Annotated in this window: 19 protein-coding genes; 7 read left to right on the plus strand and 12 right to left on the minus strand. The window is 61.1% G+C overall.

What is annotated here, in order from left to right:
• Nucleotides 1–3: 3 nt before the first annotated feature.
• The 8 genes from DW661_RS02375 to DW661_RS02410 all read right to left on the minus strand — a co-directional run bounded on the left by DW661_RS02375 (nucleotide 4) and on the right by DW661_RS02410 (nucleotide 9,105).
• Entirely contained in the window at nucleotides 4–930 is a 927-nt protein-coding gene (locus DW661_RS02375; RefSeq protein ID WP_117630043.1) for a transporter substrate-binding domain-containing protein, read from the minus strand.
• Nucleotides 931–1,186: 256 nt separating this feature from the next.
• Entirely contained in the window at nucleotides 1,187–2,080 is an 894-nt protein-coding gene (locus tag DW661_RS02380; RefSeq protein WP_117582988.1) for an aldose 1-epimerase family protein, read from the minus strand.
• Between the two features lie 79 nt (nucleotides 2,081–2,159).
• Nucleotides 2,160–3,026 (minus strand): hypothetical protein, encoded by an 867-nt coding sequence (locus DW661_RS02385; protein WP_117582987.1) that lies wholly within the window; start codon nucleotides 3,024–3,026, stop codon nucleotides 2,160–2,162.
• Nucleotides 3,027–3,252: 226 nt separating this feature from the next.
• Nucleotides 3,253–4,122, minus strand: coding sequence for a MerR family transcriptional regulator (locus DW661_RS02390; protein ID WP_117630044.1), 870 nt, complete (start codon nucleotides 4,120–4,122; stop codon nucleotides 3,253–3,255).
• A gap of 92 nt (nucleotides 4,123–4,214) precedes the next feature.
• Nucleotides 4,215–4,793, minus strand: a complete 579-nt coding sequence (locus tag DW661_RS02395) for a UbiX family flavin prenyltransferase (protein WP_117582985.1) — start codon at nucleotides 4,791–4,793, stop codon at nucleotides 4,215–4,217.
• Between the two features lie 33 nt (nucleotides 4,794–4,826).
• Entirely contained in the window at nucleotides 4,827–6,314 is a 1,488-nt protein-coding gene (locus tag DW661_RS02400) for a UbiD family decarboxylase (RefSeq protein ID WP_118934438.1), read from the minus strand.
• 143 nt (nucleotides 6,315–6,457) lie between these two features.
• A complete protein-coding gene (locus DW661_RS02405; RefSeq protein ID WP_199584828.1) occupies nucleotides 6,458–7,915 on the minus strand; it encodes an SLC13 family permease in 1,458 nt (485 codons plus the stop codon).
• Nucleotides 7,916–8,157: 242 nt separating this feature from the next.
• Nucleotides 8,158–9,105, minus strand: coding sequence for an isopentenyl-diphosphate delta-isomerase (locus DW661_RS02410; protein ID WP_118934440.1), 948 nt, complete (start codon nucleotides 9,103–9,105; stop codon nucleotides 8,158–8,160).
• 163 nt (nucleotides 9,106–9,268) lie between these two features.
• Between DW661_RS02410 and DW661_RS02415 the strand changes: the two genes are divergently transcribed.
• Together DW661_RS02415 and DW661_RS02420 are read left to right on the plus strand one after the other, a co-directional pair.
• Nucleotides 9,269–10,504: an MFS transporter gene (locus DW661_RS02415; protein ID WP_233547438.1), complete on the plus strand. Its 1,236-nt coding sequence runs from the start codon at nucleotides 9,269–9,271 to the stop codon at nucleotides 10,502–10,504.
• A 51-nt stretch (nucleotides 10,505–10,555) separates the two neighbouring features.
• Entirely contained in the window at nucleotides 10,556–11,002 is a 447-nt protein-coding gene (locus tag DW661_RS02420; protein ID WP_199584314.1) for a low molecular weight protein-tyrosine-phosphatase, read from the plus strand.
• Nucleotides 11,003–11,150: 148 nt separating this feature from the next.
• On the opposite strand, the gene DW661_RS02425 is transcribed toward DW661_RS02420, so the two are convergent.
• From DW661_RS02425 to DW661_RS02435, 3 genes are all read right to left on the minus strand, one after another.
• Nucleotides 11,151–12,512 (minus strand): ATP-binding protein, encoded by a 1,362-nt coding sequence (locus DW661_RS02425; RefSeq protein WP_118934442.1) that lies wholly within the window; start codon nucleotides 12,510–12,512, stop codon nucleotides 11,151–11,153.
• A gap of 182 nt (nucleotides 12,513–12,694) precedes the next feature.
• Complete coding sequence (locus DW661_RS02430; protein ID WP_192934641.1) at nucleotides 12,695–13,024, minus strand: TIGR04076 family protein; 330 nt, start codon at nucleotides 13,022–13,024, stop codon at nucleotides 12,695–12,697.
• Nucleotides 13,017–13,841, minus strand: coding sequence for a PfkB family carbohydrate kinase (locus DW661_RS02435; RefSeq protein ID WP_117797594.1), 825 nt, complete (start codon nucleotides 13,839–13,841; stop codon nucleotides 13,017–13,019). The genes DW661_RS02430 and DW661_RS02435 overlap by 8 nt, the downstream gene beginning before the upstream one ends.
• Nucleotides 13,842–14,167: 326 nt before the next feature.
• Here DW661_RS02435 and DW661_RS02440 point away from each other — a divergent pair, with 326 nt between their 5' ends.
• The 3 genes from DW661_RS02440 to DW661_RS02450 are packed head-to-tail and all read left to right on the plus strand — an operon-like array spanning nucleotide 14,168 to nucleotide 18,390.
• The gene (locus tag DW661_RS02440) at nucleotides 14,168–14,671 is read left to right on the plus strand and encodes a MarR family winged helix-turn-helix transcriptional regulator (protein ID WP_118934444.1); all 504 of its coding nucleotides are present in this window, start codon (nucleotides 14,168–14,170) and stop codon (nucleotides 14,669–14,671) included.
• A complete protein-coding gene (locus DW661_RS02445; RefSeq protein WP_118934446.1) occupies nucleotides 14,664–16,478 on the plus strand; it encodes an ABC transporter ATP-binding protein in 1,815 nt (604 codons plus the stop codon). The genes DW661_RS02440 and DW661_RS02445 overlap by 8 nt, the downstream gene beginning before the upstream one ends.
• Entirely contained in the window at nucleotides 16,471–18,390 is a 1,920-nt protein-coding gene (locus DW661_RS02450) for an ABC transporter ATP-binding protein (protein ID WP_117716362.1), read from the plus strand. Before DW661_RS02445 ends, DW661_RS02450 begins: the two co-directional genes overlap by 8 nt.
• Before the next feature lie 309 nt (nucleotides 18,391–18,699).
• Here DW661_RS02450 and DW661_RS02455 read toward each other — a convergent pair whose 3' ends face one another.
• A complete protein-coding gene (locus DW661_RS02455) occupies nucleotides 18,700–19,578 on the minus strand; it encodes a LysR family transcriptional regulator (RefSeq protein WP_233547439.1) in 879 nt (292 codons plus the stop codon).
• Nucleotides 19,579–19,810: 232 nt separating this feature from the next.
• Between DW661_RS02455 and DW661_RS02460 the strand changes: the two genes are divergently transcribed.
• Nucleotides 19,811–20,692, plus strand: coding sequence for an SDR family NAD(P)-dependent oxidoreductase (locus DW661_RS02460; protein ID WP_118934451.1), 882 nt, complete (start codon nucleotides 19,811–19,813; stop codon nucleotides 20,690–20,692).
• A gap of 86 nt (nucleotides 20,693–20,778) precedes the next feature.
• Nucleotides 20,779–22,035, plus strand: coding sequence for an MFS transporter (locus DW661_RS02465; RefSeq protein WP_118934453.1), 1,257 nt, complete (start codon nucleotides 20,779–20,781; stop codon nucleotides 22,033–22,035).
• The last annotated feature ends 10 nt before the right edge of the window (nucleotides 22,036–22,045 follow it).

The following is a 22,045-nucleotide window of genomic DNA, read 5'->3' on the forward strand; positions in this document are numbered from 1 at the left end:
TCCCTATGCCGGCTGACGGTCGAGGCACGCGTCCCACATTTGGTCGCGCTCCTCTTGGCTAATGCCCTTGAGTGTCTTGTCGATGAGCTTAAGCAGTTTGTCCGAGCCCTTGCGGCAACCGACGTTTGTCGTAACCTCCTGCTTAAAGCCCTCGCCCTCCGCAAAGCGAATGGGCACGATGCCCGGGTTTTGGGCCATATAGCCCTTCTCGTTTTCGGTGTTGTAGGTCACGGCGTCACAAGTGCCCTGCAGCAGGTTCGAGAACACCGTGGGTACCGAATCGACCGGATTTTTGTGGACGACGCCCGGAATCTCGTCGATGACGGTGTCGAGCATCGTGTCCTTTTGGCCGAGCACCGTGGCGCCGCTAAAGTCGCTGAGCTTGGTCGCGTTTTGGTAGGGCGAGCCCTCTTTTACGAACAGGCCAAAATAGCCGATAAAATACGGCTTGGAAAAGCCGACGGACTCCTCGCGCTCGGGCGTGGCGCTCATGCCGGCGATGATGAGGTCGATCTGGCCGTTGTTAAGCGAATCGATAAGGCCCGAGAAGCTCTGCTTGACGGCAACAGGCTCGCCGCCGAGGGCTTTGCAGACGATCTTGGCGATCTGCACGTCGTAGCCGTCGGCATAGGCGCCCTGCACGTTGTCGATGGGAATGGTGAACTCGCTGGCCTCGGAAACCTGCCAGTTGTACGGGGCGTAGGCCGCCTCCATGCCAATGCGGATCTTATCCTTGCCGATAACGGAATCGGACAGGTCATCGCGACCGCCGCCCGTCGTGGGCTGGACCACCTTGAGTGTGGACGGACGCTGGCAGCCGGCAAGCGCGCCGGCGACAACGGTTGCGCTCGCAGCGAGGGCGCTACCCAAGAAGATGCGACGACTGCACACCGGCTGGGTCTGCGCGTCGCGCTGTAGTCGAGGTTGCATCTGATGCCTTCCCTATGTCGTTTTGCTGACAATAAGACAGGATATACGTCAACAACCAGCAGCGCGGCATGTGCGCGAAAAAATAATAGACACACGAAGACGATTGGCGCAAAGCAGCCTGCCCCCATGTACCACTTGGCATGAAAAAGGCAAGGCATAGACCTTCTGGTCATGCCGTGCCTTTTGAATGGCAAATTGTCGCTCTGGGTGGCGCGCAGCGTCGACCGGTCCGCCGTTCGTCAGAACGGCGGAACCTCTAGAGCAGGGTGACGCTAAAGCTGCGGACGTCCGTCTCGCCCGGCGCCAGCGTAATGGTATTGACCTTGTGCTCAAAGACATCGTCCTCGGTGTCCATGGTGGTGTGGCCGGTCCAGGGCTCGAGCGCCACAAACGGAGCGTCGTTGGCGGCAGACCACACGCCGATGTACTTAAAGCCCTCAAAGTCGATCTTGACGCCGTGGCCCGACTTGCGACCGCGCAGCGTGAGCGTAGAGCCCGGAGTATCGGTGAACATGATGGCATCGTTATCGAAACTGCGGTGCGCGATGGGCAGCACGTCCGAGTTATCGGGAGCCTTGTAACTACCCTCGAACGTCATAAGACCGTCGGGCGTGATGACGGGGGCCTCGTTAGTCCAAGCCTCGGTAAACGCCAGCTCGTAATCCTCGAACGCCTCGTCCTCGGCACCGGGAGCCGGTACGTTAAACGCGGGGTGGCCGCCCACCGAGAACGGCAGGTCCACGTCGCCGGTGTTGGTGACGGCAAAGGTCTGCGTGAGGGTGGCGTCGCCGGTCAAGGCATAGGTCATGCTGAGCTTAAAGTGGAACGGGAACGCCTTGAGCGACTCGGGCGTGTCGGTGATCTCGTACGTTACCGAGGAGCCGTCCTCCGAAACCTCGACCAGCTTGTGTTCGACGATGCGCGCGAGTCCGTGGCGCGGCATCTCGCAGGTGCCGGCCGCAGACGTCGCCGTGTTGTTGCGCAGCGAGCCCACAATGGGGAACAGGATGGGCGCATGCTTGCCCCAAAAGGCGGGGTCGCCCTGCCACAGATACTCGTTGCCGTTGAGGGCAAGGCTCGTGAGCTGGGCACCCATGGAATCGATGGCCGCGGTGAGGCCGCCGCGCTTGATGGTAGTGACGGTGGACATGCTACTTCCTCCAAAAGTAAACAACAGTGTCGAGGGCTATTGTCCCACTCTTGGCGGCGGGGTTGAGCGACAGGTGCAGTTATTGAGCAATAGCGTAAAGGTCAAACCCGCCCTGCGGCGTGCTATCGACCGTATCGGGCGCCTGTGAATTAAAACTCACCGGAACCATGCGCTTTGAGGCACGGTAACGCGTGCCGTCGGTGGCGACGGGCGGCTCATCGACCGTGAGCTCGTAGTCGCCGGGCTTGAGCTCGATGCCGTCACCTTCGGAATTGACGTATTGATACTCGTCGATTGCTTGTCCCTTGAGTGTGCGGCCCACGATATGGACGAGCATTTGGCTATCGCCGCGCGCGGTATCCCACGTCGCGCCGTCCTTAACCTCGACCGACACATGCACCGAGCGCGTGCGGCTGAGCGATTGTTCGACGGACATCTCGACCTTGGCGGCGTCTTTGCGCTGTTGCTCCACGTGACTCCAGACATTTCCGATCGCCGAGCAAGCGATGACGCCGGCCATAAAGGCGATGAGAATGGGGCCGAGCGGCGAGCGACGTCCCGCATCTTCCTCGCGAGACAGATTGGGGCGACGCGTGGGCGCGGGCGCCTGAGCACCCTGCGAGGGCACGTCGAGAATGCTGAAGGATGCCGTGCTGTCGGGGTCGATGTTATGGCGAGGTTGCGGGGTCTTTGCCGGCGAGATGGACATATCGGCCGGCTCACCGAGCGTGGCCGTGGCATCGGCCTTTGCCTCGTCGGCCTCGGCCTGGGCCCAAGCCTGTTCAAAGGTCAGGGGCTCGGCGGAGTCGGAAGCGGCGTCCGTCTCGACGACATCGTTGCCGCTCTCGTCCTCGTCGCTCGACACGCCACGCGGCGCGGGCTCGTCCCACTCCTCGTCCGGAGCCTCGCCCTCGCTATACCACCATTCAAAGTTATCGATATCCATACGGGGCGCCCCCTTGGCCTCGCAAATAAACACTTGCTAGCCTTATACCCCCAGATGGCACAGGAGCTCGCACGGAATGTGACAAAGGGACTGTCCCTTTGTCACACGACCAGACGTGAAAACATAGAAACTTGCAAATTTTGCAAGTTTATAAGATGACGCCTTAGAAACTTGCAGATTTTGCAAGTTTCTAAGAAATGGATGTGGCAAAGGGACTGTCCCGTTGTCACATCTGGAGGGCGACGGGGATTTGGATGCAGCAAAAGTCCTCTTGGTGGGACTCGTCGTAGCTCGTGGTATCGAGGTAGCAAAAGTCGAAAGCGTTGCCAACGGGCTGGAGCGCGTGCTCGTCCATGCAGGCAACGATGGCGCGGATGCCCTCGGGCTCGTACGGCATACCCCAGCGGCTCATGCACAGGTATGTGCCCTCGGGCAGCACCTCGATGCCGATCTCTGCCAGCTCGGCAGCGTCGCTCGGCAGCAGTTCCTCGACACCGCGCGGCAGCACGACAAAGGAGCCCGCGCCGGCGATAGGGTCGTCGGAATGCAGCGCCTCGCGACGCAGCATGGCGCCCCAACCGCGCATGGGGCGCGTGCCCGTCAACGTACGCATGCGCAGGATTGCCCGCATGAGCGTAGGGTGCAGCATCGAGCGGCCGCGCTCGATATCGCCCGGAAACTCCTCAAAGACCACGTAGCGACGCTCGAATTGCTTGAGCTCCGGCTTGCCCTCGCGCTCGCGCCAGTAAACCGCCTCGTCGTAAAAGCTTAGACGCTCCTGTACGCTCGCGCGCTCGGCTTTGAGCCCGGCAATCTGCTCATCGAGCGCCTGCACCCGCGAGCGCAGGTGATCGGTCATCTCGCCAATGTCGAACGTCGAGGTCAGGCGGTCAATCTCGTCGAGTTCGAGCCCCAGGTCGCGCAGCATGCAGATCAGACGCATGAGCGGGATCTGCGTGGGCGAATAGAAACGGTAGCCCTTTTCGTTCACCACGGCGGGTTTAAACAGACCGATCTTGTCGTAGTAGATGAGCGTTTGGCGCGAAACGTTAAACAAGCTCGCCATCTCGCTAATCGCATACATGCCCGTCTGCATAGGTCCTCCCGACACATCCCTTTTGCGCACAAAGCCCGCCGCCCACAGGGGCAGCGGGCTCAAACACTACTCGTATCCTACCCTAAAGACGCCTATGACCAGCGCTTATAGTTTGCACATGACACGCCGACGGCCTCGAGCGCCTTGGCGGCGATGTGATGCACCGCGTCATCGAGCGTGGCGGGGCCGTTGTAAAACGTGAGCATGGGCGGCATGAGCATGACGCCCGGTACGCGCGCCAGGCGCGCCATGTTGTCGACATGAATGGCGCTGAAGGGCGTCTCGCGCACCATGAGCACCAGGCGGCGCTGCTCTTTCATCTGCACGTCGGCCGCACGCAGCAACAGGTTTTCGCTGTAGCCGCTCGCGATGCCGGCGAGCGTCTTCATGGAGCAGGGTGCCACGATCATGCCATCGACCGGATAGGTGCCGCTTGCGATGGCAGCGCCGATGTTCTTGTTGTCGTAGACCACATCGGCATGCGTGGCAAACTCGTCGAGCGTCATGCCGAGCTCCTGCTCGATGGTGATCTCTCCCCCGCGCGTGACGACAAGCGCCGACTCGGCACCTGCCTGGCGCAGGCATTTGAGGCACTCAAGACCCAGCGCGGCACCGCTGGCGCCAGACACGCCAACGACAATGCGACGGGGACGGACAGAAGACTCAGGCATGACGGCTCCTTAACTACTTGGTAGGGCTACTTACTAGAAAGCAATCTCCTTGGCCCACTTGTCTGTGTCGATCTCCATGAACTGCGAGCGAATGAAGTTCTTCTTGAGGTCGAACGGGACCGTGCAGTCGAAGATGGCCTTGCAGGCGATGCCGTGCTCGCGAATCGTGGGGTCGAACGCGGGGTCGTTGGACGGGTCGAGCACGTGGCAGTGGCAGCCGGGGATGGTGATGAGGTCGACGTCGGCCTGGAAGCGCGTGGTCATGGCCCACATCACGTCGCTCATATCGAAGATATCGACATCCTCGTCAACAAGGATGACGTGCTTGAGCTCGGAGAATGCCGAGAAGGCGAGCATGGCGGCGTTGCGCTGACGGCCCTCGTCATTTTTGCTCGACTTCTTAAACTGCATGATGGCAACGAACTTGCCGCCGCCGCAGGGAGCGGCGTGGACGTTGAGCAGACGGCCCGGGATGGCGGTCTCGACCATCTTGTAGATGGAGGCCTCGGTGGGGATACCGGCCATGGACACGTGCTCGTGCGAAGGACCGATGCAGCTCTCCATAATGGGGTTGACGCGCGTGGTAACGGCGGTGATCTTGATCACCGGGCAGACCTTGGCGCCACCGGTGTAACCGGGGAACTCGGGCATGGCGTAGCCGTGGCCGTTGACGTCCTCGTTGATGGTCTCGTCGTGCATGAGGTAGCCCTCGAGCACGTACTCGGCATTGGCGATGCACTTCTGCGGAACGGTGACGCAGTCGGCAAGCTCGACGGCGTGGCGGCGCAGGGCGCCGGCAATTTGCAGCTCGTTGAAGCCGAGCGGTGTGGTGGGAGCCTCAAAACCGCAGCACATGTACACGGCGGGGTCCAAACCGATGGAGATGGAGATGGGCATATCCTCGCCACGCTGGCAGTACTCGTCAAAGAACGCGCCCAGGTGACGGCTGCCGGGGGTAATCCACATGGCGAGCTTGTCCTTGTCGACGCAGGAGAAACGGTGGATGGTCACGTCGGACTGGGAGCCGTCGGGGCTCGTGCCGTAGGCGAGGCCCATGGTGATGTAGGGGCCGCCGTCGACGGGCGTGTTGGTAGGAGCGGGAACGATCTTGCGCAGGTCAAAGCCCTCGTCGGTCGCCTTGTACACGACCTCTTGGCAGTCGACGTGCGCACCCTCGGCGATCTGCTCGGGCGCGATCAGGTTCTCGAAGCGCTTACCGATCTCGAGGCCCAGGTGCTCCTCATCCAGGTCGAGCAGGGCGGCAACGCGCTTGCGGCTGGCAAGCATGCCGATGCAGACCTTGGCGTCGTCAAAGCCCTTGACGTTGTTGAAGACCATCGCCGGACCCTCTTTGGTCGGACGCATAACGGTGCCGCCGGCACCGACGTGGCGATAGACGCCCGAAACCTCGGCATCGGGATCGACCTGGGTGTCGGTCTCGAGCAGCTGGCCCGGCATCTTGCGCAAAAAGTCGAGTGCGGAGCGCAGGTCGTGGATCTGGGAAGCATCGGTAGTGGACATAGCGTGCTCCTTTCGGGAGAGTGCCCGGCGGCGAGGATGCCGCCGGGCTGGGTAACGTAGTGGGGCCGCGGCGCTCATAGATGGGACGCTCGGCCACTCGCAGTTCGAGCACTCGGCTGCTTACAGCCCAAGCGCTCGACCGCTTACATCAGGCCAAAGAGGTGGAACCAGGCGGCCTCGACCAGCACGACGATAAAGACGACCGCAGTGAGGGGAATGCCCATGCGCATAGCCTCTTTGGAGGTGTAGCCGCCGGCGTCCTTGCCCTCGCCGATAAGGATCGGCAGGTTGTGGAACGGCAGGATGTAGTGGATGTTGATGGACGTGAAGACGATGAGCGCCACGGCGAGCGGGCTCACGCTGGAGCCGGCCGCGAAGCTGATGAACGCCGGCACGCACACGCCGAGCACGGCCATGACCGAGCCCATGAACATGTGGATGATCATGGAGAGCGCGGCGACAAGCAGGGCGAACAGGAAGATGTTCTCGGGCACGGAGCTGGGAAGCACGACATCGGCGATCCAGGCGTTCATGCCGGTGGCACCGCCCACGGAACCCACGGCCATGGCGGCCGTCAGGAACATGAGGGACTTGATGTCGACAGCGTTCCAGCTGGCGGGGGTAAGGACCTCGCCGATGATGGGCATGGCGAGCGCGACACCGATGGCAAGTGTCACCCAGCCGATGTAATCGCCCGAGACGGTGAGCCACAGCGCGATGGCGATGACAAGCCACACGATGGTGCGGATCTCCTTGACGGAGAGCTTACCGAGCGCGGCCTGCTTGGCCACGATCTGCTCGCGATCGTAGACGAGCTCCTTGCTGGGCTTAAAGAGGAAGAGGCCCAAGAACAGGGTACACAGCAGCGCAACCAGCATGGGCACGCTCATGTACAGGAACCAGTCGATAAAGGACGGGCTCATGCCGCCGGCCTCGGCGCTGTACTGCGCAACAAGCGGGTTGAGCGTGGAGTCGCCCGTCAGGAAGAACATGGAACCCGGGGCGGCAGCGGCAAACACGAGGAATCCGAGCTTGCCGCGGTCATCGTCACCGTAGCCGGCGGACTCGGCGATGACCGAGACGACGGCGAGGATGAGGAAGGCGCGGGGGAACGGGTGCGGGATCAGCAGCGACAGCACAAAGGTGAGCGCGAAGATCGAGATGATGAGCGACTTGGCGTCGCGCACGAACTTGAGCATAAACGCATAGGCGATGCGCTCGCCCAGCCCCGACTCCTTGACCGCGCTGGCGATGAGGTAGGCGCCGATGACGAGCCACATGGTAGCTTTGGTCCACGAGCTAAACGTGGAGGCGACCGTCGCCGAGATGCTCGCGGCGCCCGTGTCGTCCACGCACACCTTGAACAGAACGAGCAGCGCGCAGTAGAGCAGGCCCACAAAGCCCGGCTGTGCCACGCCACATGCCCAGAACACCACCGTGGCGAGCGTCAGTGCTAGACAGGTCTGAGCGCCGACCGTGAGCTCGACCGTCGAGCTCAGCTCCGCCAAAGGAAGAAACTTCACCAGCAAAAAGACAACGATACCCAGCACAAAGCCAATTTCGCGCTTGGTGATCTTAAACGCCTTCTTTTCCGCTTCCATCTCCCCACCTTTCTTGTTGGGGGCGCTCCGGATTCGCAGCCACGTTGCCACTTAAAAAGGGGCGCCCGTTATCGGACACCCCTTACGTTGCGCTGTGTTGCGGCAATACAGTCAAGCGGGATTTTTGGATGAGAAGCGATCCCCTAGACAAAAACCGTCACAACATTCGACGCTTTTCCTCGTTTTCGAGATTTTCATCGAATGTTGTGACGGTTTGGATGTGCCAAAGGGACTGTCTTTTTTCACATTGCGAGGGCAGCACGGATGGATGGGTCGCTGAGGGCCTCGCGGAGCCAGGGGGCCAGCTGCTCGGGGCGACCCCGCAGGTAGCCTTTGAGCTCGGACGGGGCCACGCGGCGCACTTCCGAGATCTCCTCTTGGTTGATATGCAGCTCGCCCGGCTCAACATGGACAAGGTAGACCTCGCACCATTCGCACTCGCAGCGACCGTCGCCGTGGTCCTCGCGGTAGGTCACGTGACCGAGGTGCTTGAGCTGGTCGGATGCGCGCGTGATGCCGAGCTCTTCGTTGATGCGACGCGCCGTCGCGACGGCGACGTCTTCCCCAGGGAGCGGATGCCCGGCGCAGCCGTCGGCCAGCACGCCGCCCCACAGGCGCTTGAGCGGGCTGCGGCGGCAGAGCAGCAGGCGCGCGTCTTCGCCCTGTCCCTCGACCAGAAGCGTCAGAAATGCCTGATGCAGGATGCCCTCACCGGCATGGGCCTCGATGCGGTCGACGGGGCCGAGCGCCTCGCCGGTCGCGGCATCGACCGCCACGACCTCGGCACCCGCGCCGCCCTCATCCCAGACGGCGCGCAGAATGCGGGCGGCAACTTCCTCGAGCGCGGCGATGAGCTCCTTGGTGGTATCGAGCACGCGCTGCAGGTCATCCGTGCTCGCCTGCTCGACATGAAAACCTGTGCTTGCAACTACCGGCACACTAAAGCGCGTGGCCAGCGCCGCCGCGATATCGTGCGCCGGGATCTCGTCTCGATGGCACGGAACGGCCAGGATGCTCACCGTCGCCGTACGGCCGGGCTCGGGACGCGGAATGGCCTGTGCCGTGGCGCCCAGGTGCGCAAATTCCGGCGAGCAGGCGTAGACCGCCATGCCTCGCGGTGTCACCGTCAGCTGGGCCTCGAGCGCAAACTTGCCCTCGCCCACTGCAACCTTTGTCGTGTGCATACCCATGGGATCTCCTGTCGCCCGCGATGTACCTGAGACCATCTTCGCCTGTATTGCGACTATACAGGCAAGGTCCCGACCTGACAAAGGCGCTGCTCCTTTGTCACATTCTGCTAGAGTTGCAGGGACATAAAACTTGCCGATTAAACGCGACACTGGAGTAACCACCTTGACCGCCGAAACCTCGTCCGCAATAGCATCGACCGCCGCCGCGCTCTCCCCCGCGCGCACCAAGCTCTGCCTGGCGCTGCTCGTGCTGTTGGGATTCTCGCTCGGCTGCTCCGAGTTCGTGGTCATCGGCATCGAAAGCGACCTGGCGACGGAGCTCGGCATCTCGCTTGCCACAGCGGGCCAGCTCATCAGCGTGTTCGCACTCGTCTACGCCATCGCTACGCCGGTGCTTGCGCTCAGCACGGGACGCTTCCGCCGCTACCGGCTGCTCGTGTGCTACAGCATCGTCTTTGTGCTCGGCAACCTGGTCATGGCGTTGGCGCCCAACTTCCAGGTACTGTTTATCTCGCGCATTGTCCTGGGCTCTGTCTCGGGCGCACTGCTCGCCGTGGGCGTGACGTACATCCCCGAGCTGCTGTCCCCGCAGCAAACCTCGCTTGCCATCTCGGTGGTATATGGTGCGTTTTCCGTGGCAATGGTCTTTGTCACTTCGATCGGCAAGTTCCTGGCCGACACGCTCGACTGGCACGTGGCCATGTACGGCACGCCGACCTTTGCCGTTCTGATCTGCGGAGCGCTCGTGGCGTTTATGCCGCGCGCTGGGCAAACCGACGAGCCTGCCACCTTTCGCGAGCAGGCGGGTCTGCTGCGCGAGCCGAGTATCATCACCGGCATGCTCATCTTTTTGTTTGGCGTGGGCTCGGTCTACGTATTCTACGGCTACGTGACACCTTATCTTGAGCAGGTGCTGGGAATGGGCACTGTTCAGGCGAGTACCACGCTTATGGCCTACGGCGTGTTTTGCCTGACCTCAAACATCTTGGGCGGATGGATCGATGCGCGTTTTGGCATGAAGGCACTGCTTGTGACGTTTGTACTGCAGGCTGCGGCGTTACTCGGGCTGTTTGCCGTGGGCGGCACCATGCCGCTCGCGCTGGTCTTTGTCTTTAGCTTGGCGTTGCTCATGTACCTGTTCTCGGTGTCGTGCATCACGCACTTTATGGACGTGGCACGCAGCCGCCATCCCAAGTCGATGGTACTTGCAAGTTCGGTTGAGCCCATGGCGTTTAACGTCGGTATCTCGTTTGGCACTGCAGTGGGCGGCGCCGTGGTAAGCGGAGTTGGCATTGCCTGCGTGGGCGCCGTGGGCGCCGCGTTCTCGCTTGTGGCCTGGGCGCTTACGCTGGTGACGATTAAGCTCGCCCGTTGGGAGCGCAAGCGGACGAGGGCGTAGGCGTAGATGAGATACTCGAGCTCGATGGTGGTGATCGAAAGGAAACCGCATATGCAACGTGTACTGTTTATCTGCTATGGAAATATCTGTCGCTCGACGATGGCTGAGTCGGTGTTTACCGAGCTGGTGCGGCGCGCCGGGCGCGCGGGCGAGTTTGTCATTGATTCCGCTGCGACCTCGACCGAGGAGATTGGCAACCCGCCACATCACGGTACCGTTGCCAAGCTACGCGAGGTCGGGATTCCCGTCGTCGCACATCGCGCACGTCAGGTGCGTCGCGCGGAGTATGGCGACTGGGATCACATTGTCTATATGGATGCTGAGAACGCGCGCGGCCTGCGTCGCCTCTTTGGCGACGACCCCGACGGCAAGATTACGCGCCTGCTCGATTGGACCGATCGTTCCGGCGACGTGGCCGATCCCTGGTACACCGGCAACTTCGATGCCACCTACCGCGACGTACTCGACGGTTGCACTGCTATGCTCGAGCAGCTGTAGGTTCGCGGGCGCGTGAACCGCGCCCTCGGCATAAATCGAGCGTGGATTTTCTCCCACTTTGAGCGTTCAAGTGCGCCCTAAACGGGAGAAAATCCATGCTCATGAATGTGACAAAGGGACTGCCCCTTTGTCACATCCGGGACTGACCCTAGACCGGCTTGACCTCCAACTTTATCCCCTCGGCACAGGAGTCGCCCAAAACATCCGAAAGGGCCCAGGTCGCATATAGCGGCAAATAGAGAACCGCTCCGTTGCGCTCAACGTTGCCTCTCGAGAAAACAATCCCGAGCCTTACGCCATATTCAGCCGTATCAAGCACATGACCGAGCGCAGCGTGCGCGTGGTAATAGGAGCCCGATTTAACCTTGATCGGAACAGCCGTCCCATCCGGTCCATCGACCACAAAGTCCACTTCACCGCGCTTTTTTGTCTGATAGTAGTAAAGCTGGCGATTTTGGGCAGCCAGCTGCTGGGCCACCACGTTTTCGTAAATGCCGCCCAGATTGGGCTCCTTGCTATCAAGATACGCCGCTTGGGCGACTCCAACGGGGTAGCGCGCCATCAACATGCCCGTATCCGATTGATATAGCTTGAACTGCGATGGCCGCGCCGTCTTGAGCAGGGGCGATTTTGACTCGGTTACGATATCGGCTTTGAGAGCAACGCCGGCATCGACAAGCCATACAAAATCTCGCTGATACTTCTCGTAGTGAGCCTTGGGGTCAATGGAATTGAGCACGAAGCGCTTGTTTTCGCCCTCGAGCATAATAGGGAGCTGATCGTAGATGCTCTGCACCTGAAGGGCTCGCCCGCTTGCATACTTGGAGATATCCCGCCGGTACTGTTCGTTGAGCTCTGACTGTAGCTGACGAACAGAGGCAAGGTCGCCCTGCGTGTCAAGAAAACGCTGCACGATCTCCGGCATTCCGCCGACAACGGTATAGGTCCTGAAGTTTGCCATCATCGCGTCATGAATGTAATCAGGAACGGGCCTCTCGCTGATACACGCGTCACGTATCGTTTGGCGAGCCCCCTCGCTCACCCCGATTGCCCAGCAAAACTCCTCAAAATCGAGCGGGAACATCCTAAGCTCGTGAACATACCCCACGGGATAGGACCTGACGCCCTTGAACTGAGTCCCGAGCATTGACCCCGAAAACGCCCAGCGGCACCTCCCGTCCTCAACAAGGAACTTTGCCATCGTCATGATGTCGGGGGCCTCCTGGACCTCATCGATAAACACGAGCGTTTTGCCTGGTGCAATCGACTTTCCCGAAAGAAGCGTCACCCTGCTGATGAAATCATCGGCATCCCGCGCCTCGAGAAGAGCATCTTTTGCCTGGCGGTTTTCCATGAGGTTAAGCTCGATGTAGGTTGCATGGTTGGCTTTGCCAAATGCGCGAATCGAATAGCTTTTGCCAATCTGGCGAGAACCCGTAATGAACAAGGCCTTTTGCTCGGAAGACTTCAGCCAACGCTCCAGCTCTGCCGCTATTTTCCTGCGCAGCATAGGCTCCCCCCTCGGTGTCATCGAATGAAATGCAAAGTTTTATATGCTTGATTATCGATGAAACGCAGAATTTTTAGAACCTAAAATCGGATGAAATGCAGAAATTTGAGATTATAAACAAAAGAAGGGGCACCACCGGCGAATGTGACAAAAGGACTGTCCCTTTGCCACATTGCGCTCAACTACTCGTCGACGATCTCGGCAAGCCAGACATTCAGCGTATCGACCTCGGGACAGCAAAACTTCGCCGTACCGGGCTCGTTGCCAGGCACGGTTCCGCCATAGCGCAGGATATCGATATAGGGAAAGCCCACATGGCAGGCCATGGCGCACATCTTGCCGCGGTCTCGGTCGAAGTCAAAAACGTCGCCCGGCTTGTGACCATGGTGGCAGCGGCACGCACCTAGCTGGTCCACGCAGCTCACGCGGATACGCGGACGCTTGCCACGCGGCGCGCCGAGCGGCTTGTTCTCGCCCGCAGGCTTGACGCCGCCCTCGCCAGCATTACTCATGGTCGATCACGTCCAAGCAGGCCTCGATGGGCAGGCCGGCCGACTTGTCCTCTTGATCGGCATTGCGCTCGATAAGCTCAGCCACCACGCGCATGGCATCGGACGTCGCGCGCTGCAGACTCCAACCTGCCATAACGCGGCCGACGAGCACTGCCGAGAACGTGTCGCCCGTACCCGGGAAATAGACCGGAATGAGCTCAAAGGGAATCGTGAAGTACTCCCCCGCTACATGGTCGTAACCGATAACCGCGTTCGTGCCATTGACCACGGCGCTCGTAATGACCACCGACTTGGCACCCAACTCGCGCACGGCGTCCACAAGGGCGCGGGCCTCATCGGGCGTGATCTGCTCTGCAATAGGCGTATCGGCGAGCAGACAGGCCTCGGTGTAGTTGGGCACCGCGTAGTCTGCGCACTCCAGCAGGTGCCGCATGAGGCCAATCGTGGACTCGGGCACGCCGGCATAGAGCTTGCCGTTGTCACCCATGATGGGATCGACGAACACCTTGGTGCCCTTTTGCGCACGGCGGTGGCAAAAGTCCGAGATGATGCGCGTCTCTTCCTCGGTCACGATAAAGCCGGTCGAGATGGCGTCGAACTCAAAGCCGAGCTCCTCCCAGATAGCGAGGCTTTGACGCACGTACTCGGTGGTGTCGTGGATGTAGAACTTGGGGTAGTTGAGCGTGTCGGACACAAGTGCCGTCGGCAGATTGTGGATACGGTAACCCATGTGCGACAGCACCGGCAGCATGGCGGAAAGCGCGACCTTGCCGTAGCCGCACATATCGTTAATCAGCAGCAGCTGAGTATTCTTCATGAGGGTCTCCCTTGTTTCGGGCGCGGCGCGGCAGCGCCACAGTGCGACTAAGTGTAGCGCAGGGGACGTTGTGAACGGGCGCTGGCACCGCAGAGGACGAATTGTTGCGGAAAGGTTACGGGAAGGAGGAAGTTAGTCGTTGGGGACGTTCTTAAATGACTAGTCGACACAAGGAGTGTCCCCAAATGCCGGCACATAAGGAACGTCCCTAAGTGCCGCTCGAACATAATAAGTTTGGTACCTTGACATTTATTTACCGTGCTCCTAAATTGGTTAGGCACAAAACAATTCAACTACCTAACTAAAGAAAGGAGCGAAGCTTAGATATGTGTGTTGAACCACTCGTCCTTCCGCATGAGCCCGGCGGTGACCCGTCGCAACCGGTAGACATACCCGAAGCGGTCAGCGCCGAAGACAAACTCGCCAAGCGCATCCTGAGCGGCCTGGGCTTTTGCGGCCATTACATGCATTTTCATGGCGGAGGCGTGTCCGGCAAGGCGCCCATCATCTGCCTGCTGGCCAAGCAACCCGGCGGCGAGATGTCGCAGCAGGAACTCGGCATGCACTTTGACCTCAAGCCGGGGTCGCTTTCCGAGATCCTGTCCAAGCTCGAGCTCAACGGCCTCATCGAGCGCAGCCGTAACCCCAAGGATCGACGGCAGCTCACCATTCGCCTGACCGAAACCGGCCGGGAAAACGCCTGCATCGACCAGGCGGCCCGCATTCGCTTTAGAGAGCAAGCCTTTAGTGCCCTCACCCACGACGAGCGCGAGCAGCTCGCCGAAATGCTCGAGAAAATCCGTGTAACCTGGGAGGAACTGGATGATTAAAACCCTCATGGGCAGCATCCGCGACTATATGAAAGTCACCGTTGCCACGCCGTTGCTCGTGCTTGGCGAGGTGCTCTGCGAGATGCTGATTCCATTTATCACCGCCAACCTGATCGACGCCATCAAAGACGGCGCCACCGTAGCCGAGATGCTTCCCACCGCGGGCCTTTTGGTGCTCATCGCGCTGACATCGCTTGCTTTTGGCGCCGCGGCAGGCGTCACCTGCAGCCATGCGAGCTGCGGCTTCGCCAAGAACCTGCGTCACGACCTGTTCTACAAAATCCAGACGTTCAGCTTTGCCAACATCGATGAGTTCTCGAGCTCCTCGCTCGTCACGCGCCTGACCACCGACATCAACAACGTGCAGCAGGCCTTTATGATGATCATCCGTATCGCCGTGCGCGCGCCGCTGGTATTGATCTTCGCCTTTACCATGGCATTTATCATGGGCGGCAGCGTTGCCATGGTCTACCTGGTCATCATTCCGCTGCTGGGCTTTGGGCTGTTCTTTATCATCTTTAAGGTGCGCCCCATCTTCTCGCGCGTGTTCCACAAGTACGATGCCCTTAACGAGTCCGTCGAGGAAAACGTCACCGGCATGCGCGTGGTCAAGAGCTATGTGCGCGAAGACTTTGAGAAGGAGAAGTTCGCGGCCGCCGCGCGCGATGTCCAGATGGACTTCACCCGCGCCGAGAAGCTGCTCGCCTTTAACAACCCCATGATGAACATCTGCGTCAACGGCGCGTTTGTCGTCATCATCTACCTGGGCTCCAAGCTCATCATCACGAGCCAGGGCACGCTGTTCGACGTGGGCCAGCTCTCCTCGACCTTTACCTATGGTTTCCAGATTCTCATGAGCCTGATGCAGCTGTCGATGATCTTTGTCATGGTGACCATGGCCGACGAATCGGCACACCGCATTACCGAGGTGCTGGTCGCCGAGCCCACGATTGCCAATCCCGCCGAGCCCGTGCTCGAGGTTGCCGACGGTTCCATCGACTTTGACCACGTGAGCTTTAAGTATTCCGCGCATGCGAAACGCCAGGCGCTCGACGATATCGACCTGCACATTACGAGCGGCGAGACCATCGGCATCATCGGCGGCACCGGCTCGGCCAAGTCCACGCTCGTTAACCTCATCGCCCGCCTGTACGACACCACCGAAGGCGCTGTGCGCGTGGGCGGCGTGGACGTGCGCGACTACGACCTGGACGCGCTGCGTCACCAGGTCGCCATGGTGCTGCAGAAAAACGTGCTGTTTAGCGGCACCATCGCCGAGAACCTGCGTTGGGGCGACCCGAACGCCACCGACGAGGAAGTCCGCGAGGCGGCACATCTGGCCTGCGCCGACGAGTTTGTCGACGGCTTCCCCAAGGGCTACGACACCTGGATCGAACAGGGCGGCTCTAATGTTTCGGGCGGTCAGAAGCAGCGCCTGTGCATTGCACGCGCCCTGCTGCGTCGCCCCAAGATCTTGATCCTGGACGACTCCACCAGCGCCGTCGACACCAAGACTGACGCCAAGATTCGCGCAGGTCTGGCAAGCTATCTGCCCAACACGACCAAGATCATCATCGCCCAGCGCATCAGCTCCGTGCAGGACGCAGACCGCATCATTGTCATGGAGGGCGGCCGCATCGCACAGATCGGCAACCACGAAGAGCTGCTCAAGACGAGCGAGATCTACCGAGAGACCTTTACCTCGCAAAACAAGATGTCTGCCGAGGGCGAAGGGGCCGTCGAGGCCGACACCGAGGCATCCGCAACGCAAGCTCAGACCCAGGAAGGAGGCGAGGCACATGAGTAAGGCAACGACCGCCGAGCGCGCGCTCAACCGTAAGGGCGGCACCATGTCGCGCCTCATCAAGACGCTCTTTGGCTTCTATCCCGTGCTTTTGCCCCTTGTCGTCGCCGGCGTGGTGCTCTGCGCCATCATCAACTCCATCGGCGCGACCTTCCTGCAGAGCGCCCTGCAGATTATTAGCGAATCGTGGCAGTCGGGCGATTGGGAAGCCGCACAGCCCAAGATTCTGCAGCTCGTGACCACCCTCGCCTGCATCTACGGCGTCGGTGTCCTGTCCTCGCTCTTCTGGAACCGCGCCATGGCTATCGTCACGCAGGGCTCGCTCGAGAAGCTGCGCGAGATGATGTTCAACCGCATGCAGGACCTACCGATCCGCTACTTCGACACGCACCAGCGCGGCGATATCATGAGCCACTACACCAACGACATCGATACGCTGCGCCAGATGATCAGTCAGTCGCTGCCCAACCTGCTCATGACGATCATCATCATTGTCACGGTGTTCTTTATCATGCTGTACTACAGCGTGTGGATGTGCCTGGTCATCATCGCCGGCGTCGCCTTTATGACCTTTATGACCAAGCTGCTCGGCTCCAATTCCGCGCGTTTCTTCATTGCGCAGCAGACCGAGCTCGGCGTGGTCGAGGGCCATATCGAGGAGGTCATGAACGGCCAGAAGGTCGTCAAGGCGTTCTGCCACGAGTCTGCCGCCGAGGCCGATTTTGACGAGCGCAACGAGAAGCTCTTCGAGGTCTCGCAAAAGGCCAACATGTACGCCAACATCCTCATGCCCATCCTTATGAACCTGGGCAACCTGCTCTACGTGCTGGTGGCCCTTGCCGGCGGCATTTTCCTGGCACTGGGCGTGCCCAACCTGAGCATCTCGGGCATGGCGCTGTCCATCGCCGTCGTGGTGCCGTTCCTCAACATGACCAAGCAGTTCTGCGGACAGATCGGCCAGATCTCGCAGCAGATCAACGCCGTGGTCATGGGCCTCGCCGGCGCCGACCGCATCTTTGAGCTCATCGACGAGAAGCCCGAGGCCGACGAAGGCTACGTGACGCTCGTCAACGCACAGGTGAACCCCGAGACTTGGGAGTTCGAGGAGGCTGACCACCACACCGGCATGTGGGCATGGAAACATCCGCACCGCGCAACCGGCGAGATCGAGTACGTACCGCTGCGCGGCGACCTGGTCATGGACAACGTCGACTTTGGCTACACGCCCGACCACGAGGTGCTGCACGGCGTGTCCGTGTTTGCCAAGCCGGGCCAGAAGGTCGCGTTTGTCGGCGCCACCGGTGCCGGCAAGACGACCATCACCAACCTCATCAACCGCTTCTACGACATCGCCGACGGCAAGATCCGCTACGACGGCATCAACGTCAACAAGATCCGCAAGGCCGACCTGCGCCGAAGCCTGGGCGTCGTGCTGCAGGACGTGAACCTGTTCACCGGCACCGTGATGGATAACATCCGCTACGGCAACCTGGATGCGACCGACGAGGAGTGCATCGCGGCGGCCAAGCTCGCGGGCGCGGACGACTTTATCACCCGCCTGCCCGACGGCTATGACACCATGCTCACCGGCAACGGCGCCCAGCTGTCGCAGGGCCAGCGCCAGCTGATCTCGATCGCCCGCGCTGCCGTCGCCGATCCGCCGGCAATGATTCTGGACGAGGCAACGAGCTCCATCGACACCCGCACCGAGGCTATCGTGCAGGCGGGCATGGATAAACTCATGGAGGGCCGCACGACGTTTGTCATCGCGCACCGCCTGTCCACCGTGCGCAACTCCGACGCGATCATCTGCCTGGACCACGGCCGCATCATCGAGCGCGGCAACCACGACGAGCTGATCGCCAAGCGCGGGTATTACTACCAGCTGTACACGGGTGCGTTTGAGCTGGAGTAGGAACGGTTACTGACGGAGGGTTCCCCGGGGACGGGCGGGGTATTTCCTCCGCGCTCAAACATTCTCGCTGCGCTGCGAAACTGCGCGCGGAGGAAATACCCCGCCCGTCCCCGGGGCGCCCTCCTGCGCGCAGTCAGCCCGTCGTTTAGAACGGAATAAAAGTTAGTGAGGCCCTGGCCGTTTGGCCAGGGCCTCGTTTTGTTAGTCTTTTTGGGACGGGGCTTTTTGACTACTTTGAGGGTGCGCAGGCAGGGCGGCGAAAGTAGCTAAAAAAGCCCCGTCCCAAAAAGACTACCCGCGCCAAATGAGCTAGTTGAGGAGTTGGGCCATGGCGTTGACGAATTTTTGTACTTGGAGGGTTGGCTCGAGCGGATAGTGCAAAAAAACCGGCACCTCGCGGCCGCACAGGAACGGCACGCCTACAAAGGCCGGGTGTACGCCTGACCAAGCTCCGCAGGTGAGCACCGCGTCGCCCTTTTCCTCCGCCTCGTTAAAGAGCGCAAAGTCGAAGCTATCCACGTCGATCACGTCCACGCCGCCGTCGGCCAAAAGGTCGATGCGCAGGCTGTCCATGGCGTCGTTGCCGTGACGGAGCACGCGCAGGCGCATGCCCTCCAGGTCGGCAACTGTGATGCGCGTCTTGCGCGCAAGCGGGCTCGTGCGCGGCACATCAATATAAAACGGTACGTTGACGATAAGGAGCTTTTGGCAGGCATCACCCCAGCGTGGGGTAGAAAAACTCGATTGCACCACATCGACCTCGCGGCCCAAGCTGCGCATGACGGATTCACGCTCGTCATAGAGGTCGTTCACCGGCACGATCTCGAAGCGCAGCGATGGTTCCAGCTCGTGTACGCCCGTCCACATCGACAGCGTCTGGCGCCCAGGGCACATCATCGACACGCCCAGGCGCACGGCACCGCCATCGCCCGCCGCGCGTCGGGCACGGCGCAGCGCGTCCTCGGACTGCCGCATGATCGAGCGCGCGTCGTCCACCAGCAGAGCGCCCGCCGGCGTCACCTTGACGCCCGAGTGCGAGCGTTCGAACAGCGTGATGCCGAACTCGGCCTCGAAGCCCGACACCTGCTTGACGAGCGCCGGAGTCGACACGCGCAATTGTGCCGCCGCACGCGAGAAGCTTCCCAGCTCCGCAGCGGCCGATATGGCCTCAAGTCGTCGATCGTACACGTCAATCTCCCGTTTTCGCGCCCGTGGCCACATGGTGCCACAGGAGGTTGTTTCGCAGGTCATGCGCTCAATTGAGAATAAACTGCATCGCACAGTGTAAACCTATGGTTAACGCCATTCTAACAAATATGCAATTCACCTGCGCAAATGCAAAGCATACGATAACCAGCGAAAACCACGTGGGTCGGTTAATGGGAGCGACCCACCGGGAGGCATAAGAAGGGAAGTTCCTATGAGCAATTGGCTTAAGCTCGAGGGCGATGTTTGCGCTGTGACTGGAGCGCTCGGCGGCATGGGCGTCGAGATTTGCCGCGAGTTCGCCCGCAATGGCGCTAACGTCGTCCTGCTCGACCTGGACGAGGAGAAGGTCAAGGCCGCTGCCGCCGACCTCGCTGCCGAGTTTGGCATCCACGCCGAGGGTTACAAGATGAACGCCACCGACGAGGCCGAGGTTCAGGCCGCCGTCGACGCCACCATCGCCGACTTCGGCCGCGTCGACGTTCTCGTCAACACCGCCGGCATCCTGCGCTTCGCCGCCATGGAGGACCTGCCGCTAAGCGACTGGGAGCAGGTGCTCAACGTCAACCTCACCGGCTACTTCATCACCTCGCAGCGCTTTGGTCGCGAGATGATCAAGGCCGGCCAGGGCCGCCTGGTGCACATCTCGACCGTTGCCAGCCACTCCCCCGAGACGTTCTCGGGCGTGTACAGCTCCACCAAGGCGGGCGTCAACATGATGTCCAAGATGCTCGCCGCCGAGTGGGGCCCCTACGGCGTCCGCTCCAACTGCGTCGAGCCTTGCTTCGTTAAGACCCCGATGTCGGCCAACTTCTACGCCGACCCCGAGGTCGAAAAGAGCCGCAGCCGCCTGATCGCCACGCGCCGCATCGGCGAGGTCAGCGATATCGCCAACGCCGTCATGTTCCTGGCGTCCAAGCGCTCGGACTTTACCACCGGCGACGCCATCAAAGTCGACGGTGGCTTCTCCAACATGATGGGCGACCTCACCGCCAAGCCCGGCGGCCGTCGCGCCTATGCCGACAACTACCTTAAGAACAAGGGTGTCGAGCTTTGGTCCGATGAGTCCGGCGTCGCCAAGCCGACTGACCAGTAAACCAACCCGGTAGAAAGGGGCGCGGGGCAAGCACCTCAGCGGCGTTTGCCCCTCCCCTCCCCCCCGCATCGATTAGAAAGAGTCCAATGGCTTCCACCAACTCCAACAAGGGTCGCGCCGTCGTGCTTTCCGCCGCGTGCGTCACCATGTTCTTCATCAGCTCCATCGCGCTGTATTCCGTCGTGAGCAAGAACCTGCTCGCCGTCTACCCCGAGTGGTCCAGCGCCCTTACCTGGGCCTTCCCGGTCTTTCAGACCATCATGGCCGTGACGGGCATCTTCGCCGGTCGCATCTCCGATAAGATCGGCCCGCGCAACGTCGTGATCGCCGCCGCCGTGTGTTACGGCTTGGGCTGGTTCATGTCCGGCACCGTCACCGAGCCGTGGCAGTTCTACCTGTGGTTCTCGCTCGTCGCCGCCATCGGCAACGGCCTGGGCTACAACCCCGCGCTCACCACCGGCCAAAAGTGGTTCATCGACAAGAAGGGCCTGGCCTCCGGCATCACCCTGGCCGCTTCGACCGCCGGCCCCGCCGTGCTGTCCCCGGTGCTCGCCTCGCTGCTCATCCCGAGCCTGGGCATCTTTGGCGCCCTTAAGGCACTCGGCGTCATCTTCTTTGTGACGATCGCCGCCTCCGCCCTGTTCCTGAAGGCCCCCGAGGCCGGTTGGCTGCCCGAGGGCTTCGAGGCCCCCAAGGGTGGCGCACATGCCGGCACCTTCGGCGACCTCACCCCGGGCGAGATGGTCAAGACCCCGCGCTTCTGGGTCCTCATCGCCACCTTCGCCTTTGCCGCCACCGCCGGCACCCTGCTTGTGGGCAAGGTTGCCTCCATCGCCGCCGTCCAGCTCTTCGCCGACCCCACGAGTGCCGCAGCCGTCGCCCTCGGCGGCGTGGTGGTCTCCGTCAACACCTGCGCTAACCTGGTTGGCCGCCTGTCCTTTGGTCAGATCATCGACAAGCTCGGCGCCTATAAGTCGCTGCTCATCAGCCTTGTCGTCACCATCGTCGCCCTCGTCATCATGTCGATGAGCTTTACGCAGAGCATGTTCTTTGTGGCGCTCGCTCTGCTCGGCTTTAGCTTTGGCGCCCTGCTCGTCATCTACCCGCCGCTCACCGGTGGCGCCTTTGGCACCAGCAACATCGGCGTCAACTACGGCATCATGTTTTTGGGTTACGCCGCCTCTACCTGGATCAGCCAGCCCATCACTGCCGTGCTGTATCACGCCGAGGCCGGCAGCGCCGCCTACCAGCAGTCCTTCTACGGCGCCATCGTGATTGCCGCCATCGCCGTCGTACTCACCGTCTACATGATGGTCTCCGACAGCAAGAAGAAGTCCGCTTAGTTTTGCTTGA

Source organism: Collinsella sp. AM24-1, from assembly GCF_003470325.1.
GTDB lineage: Bacteria > Actinomycetota > Coriobacteriia > Coriobacteriales > Coriobacteriaceae > Collinsella.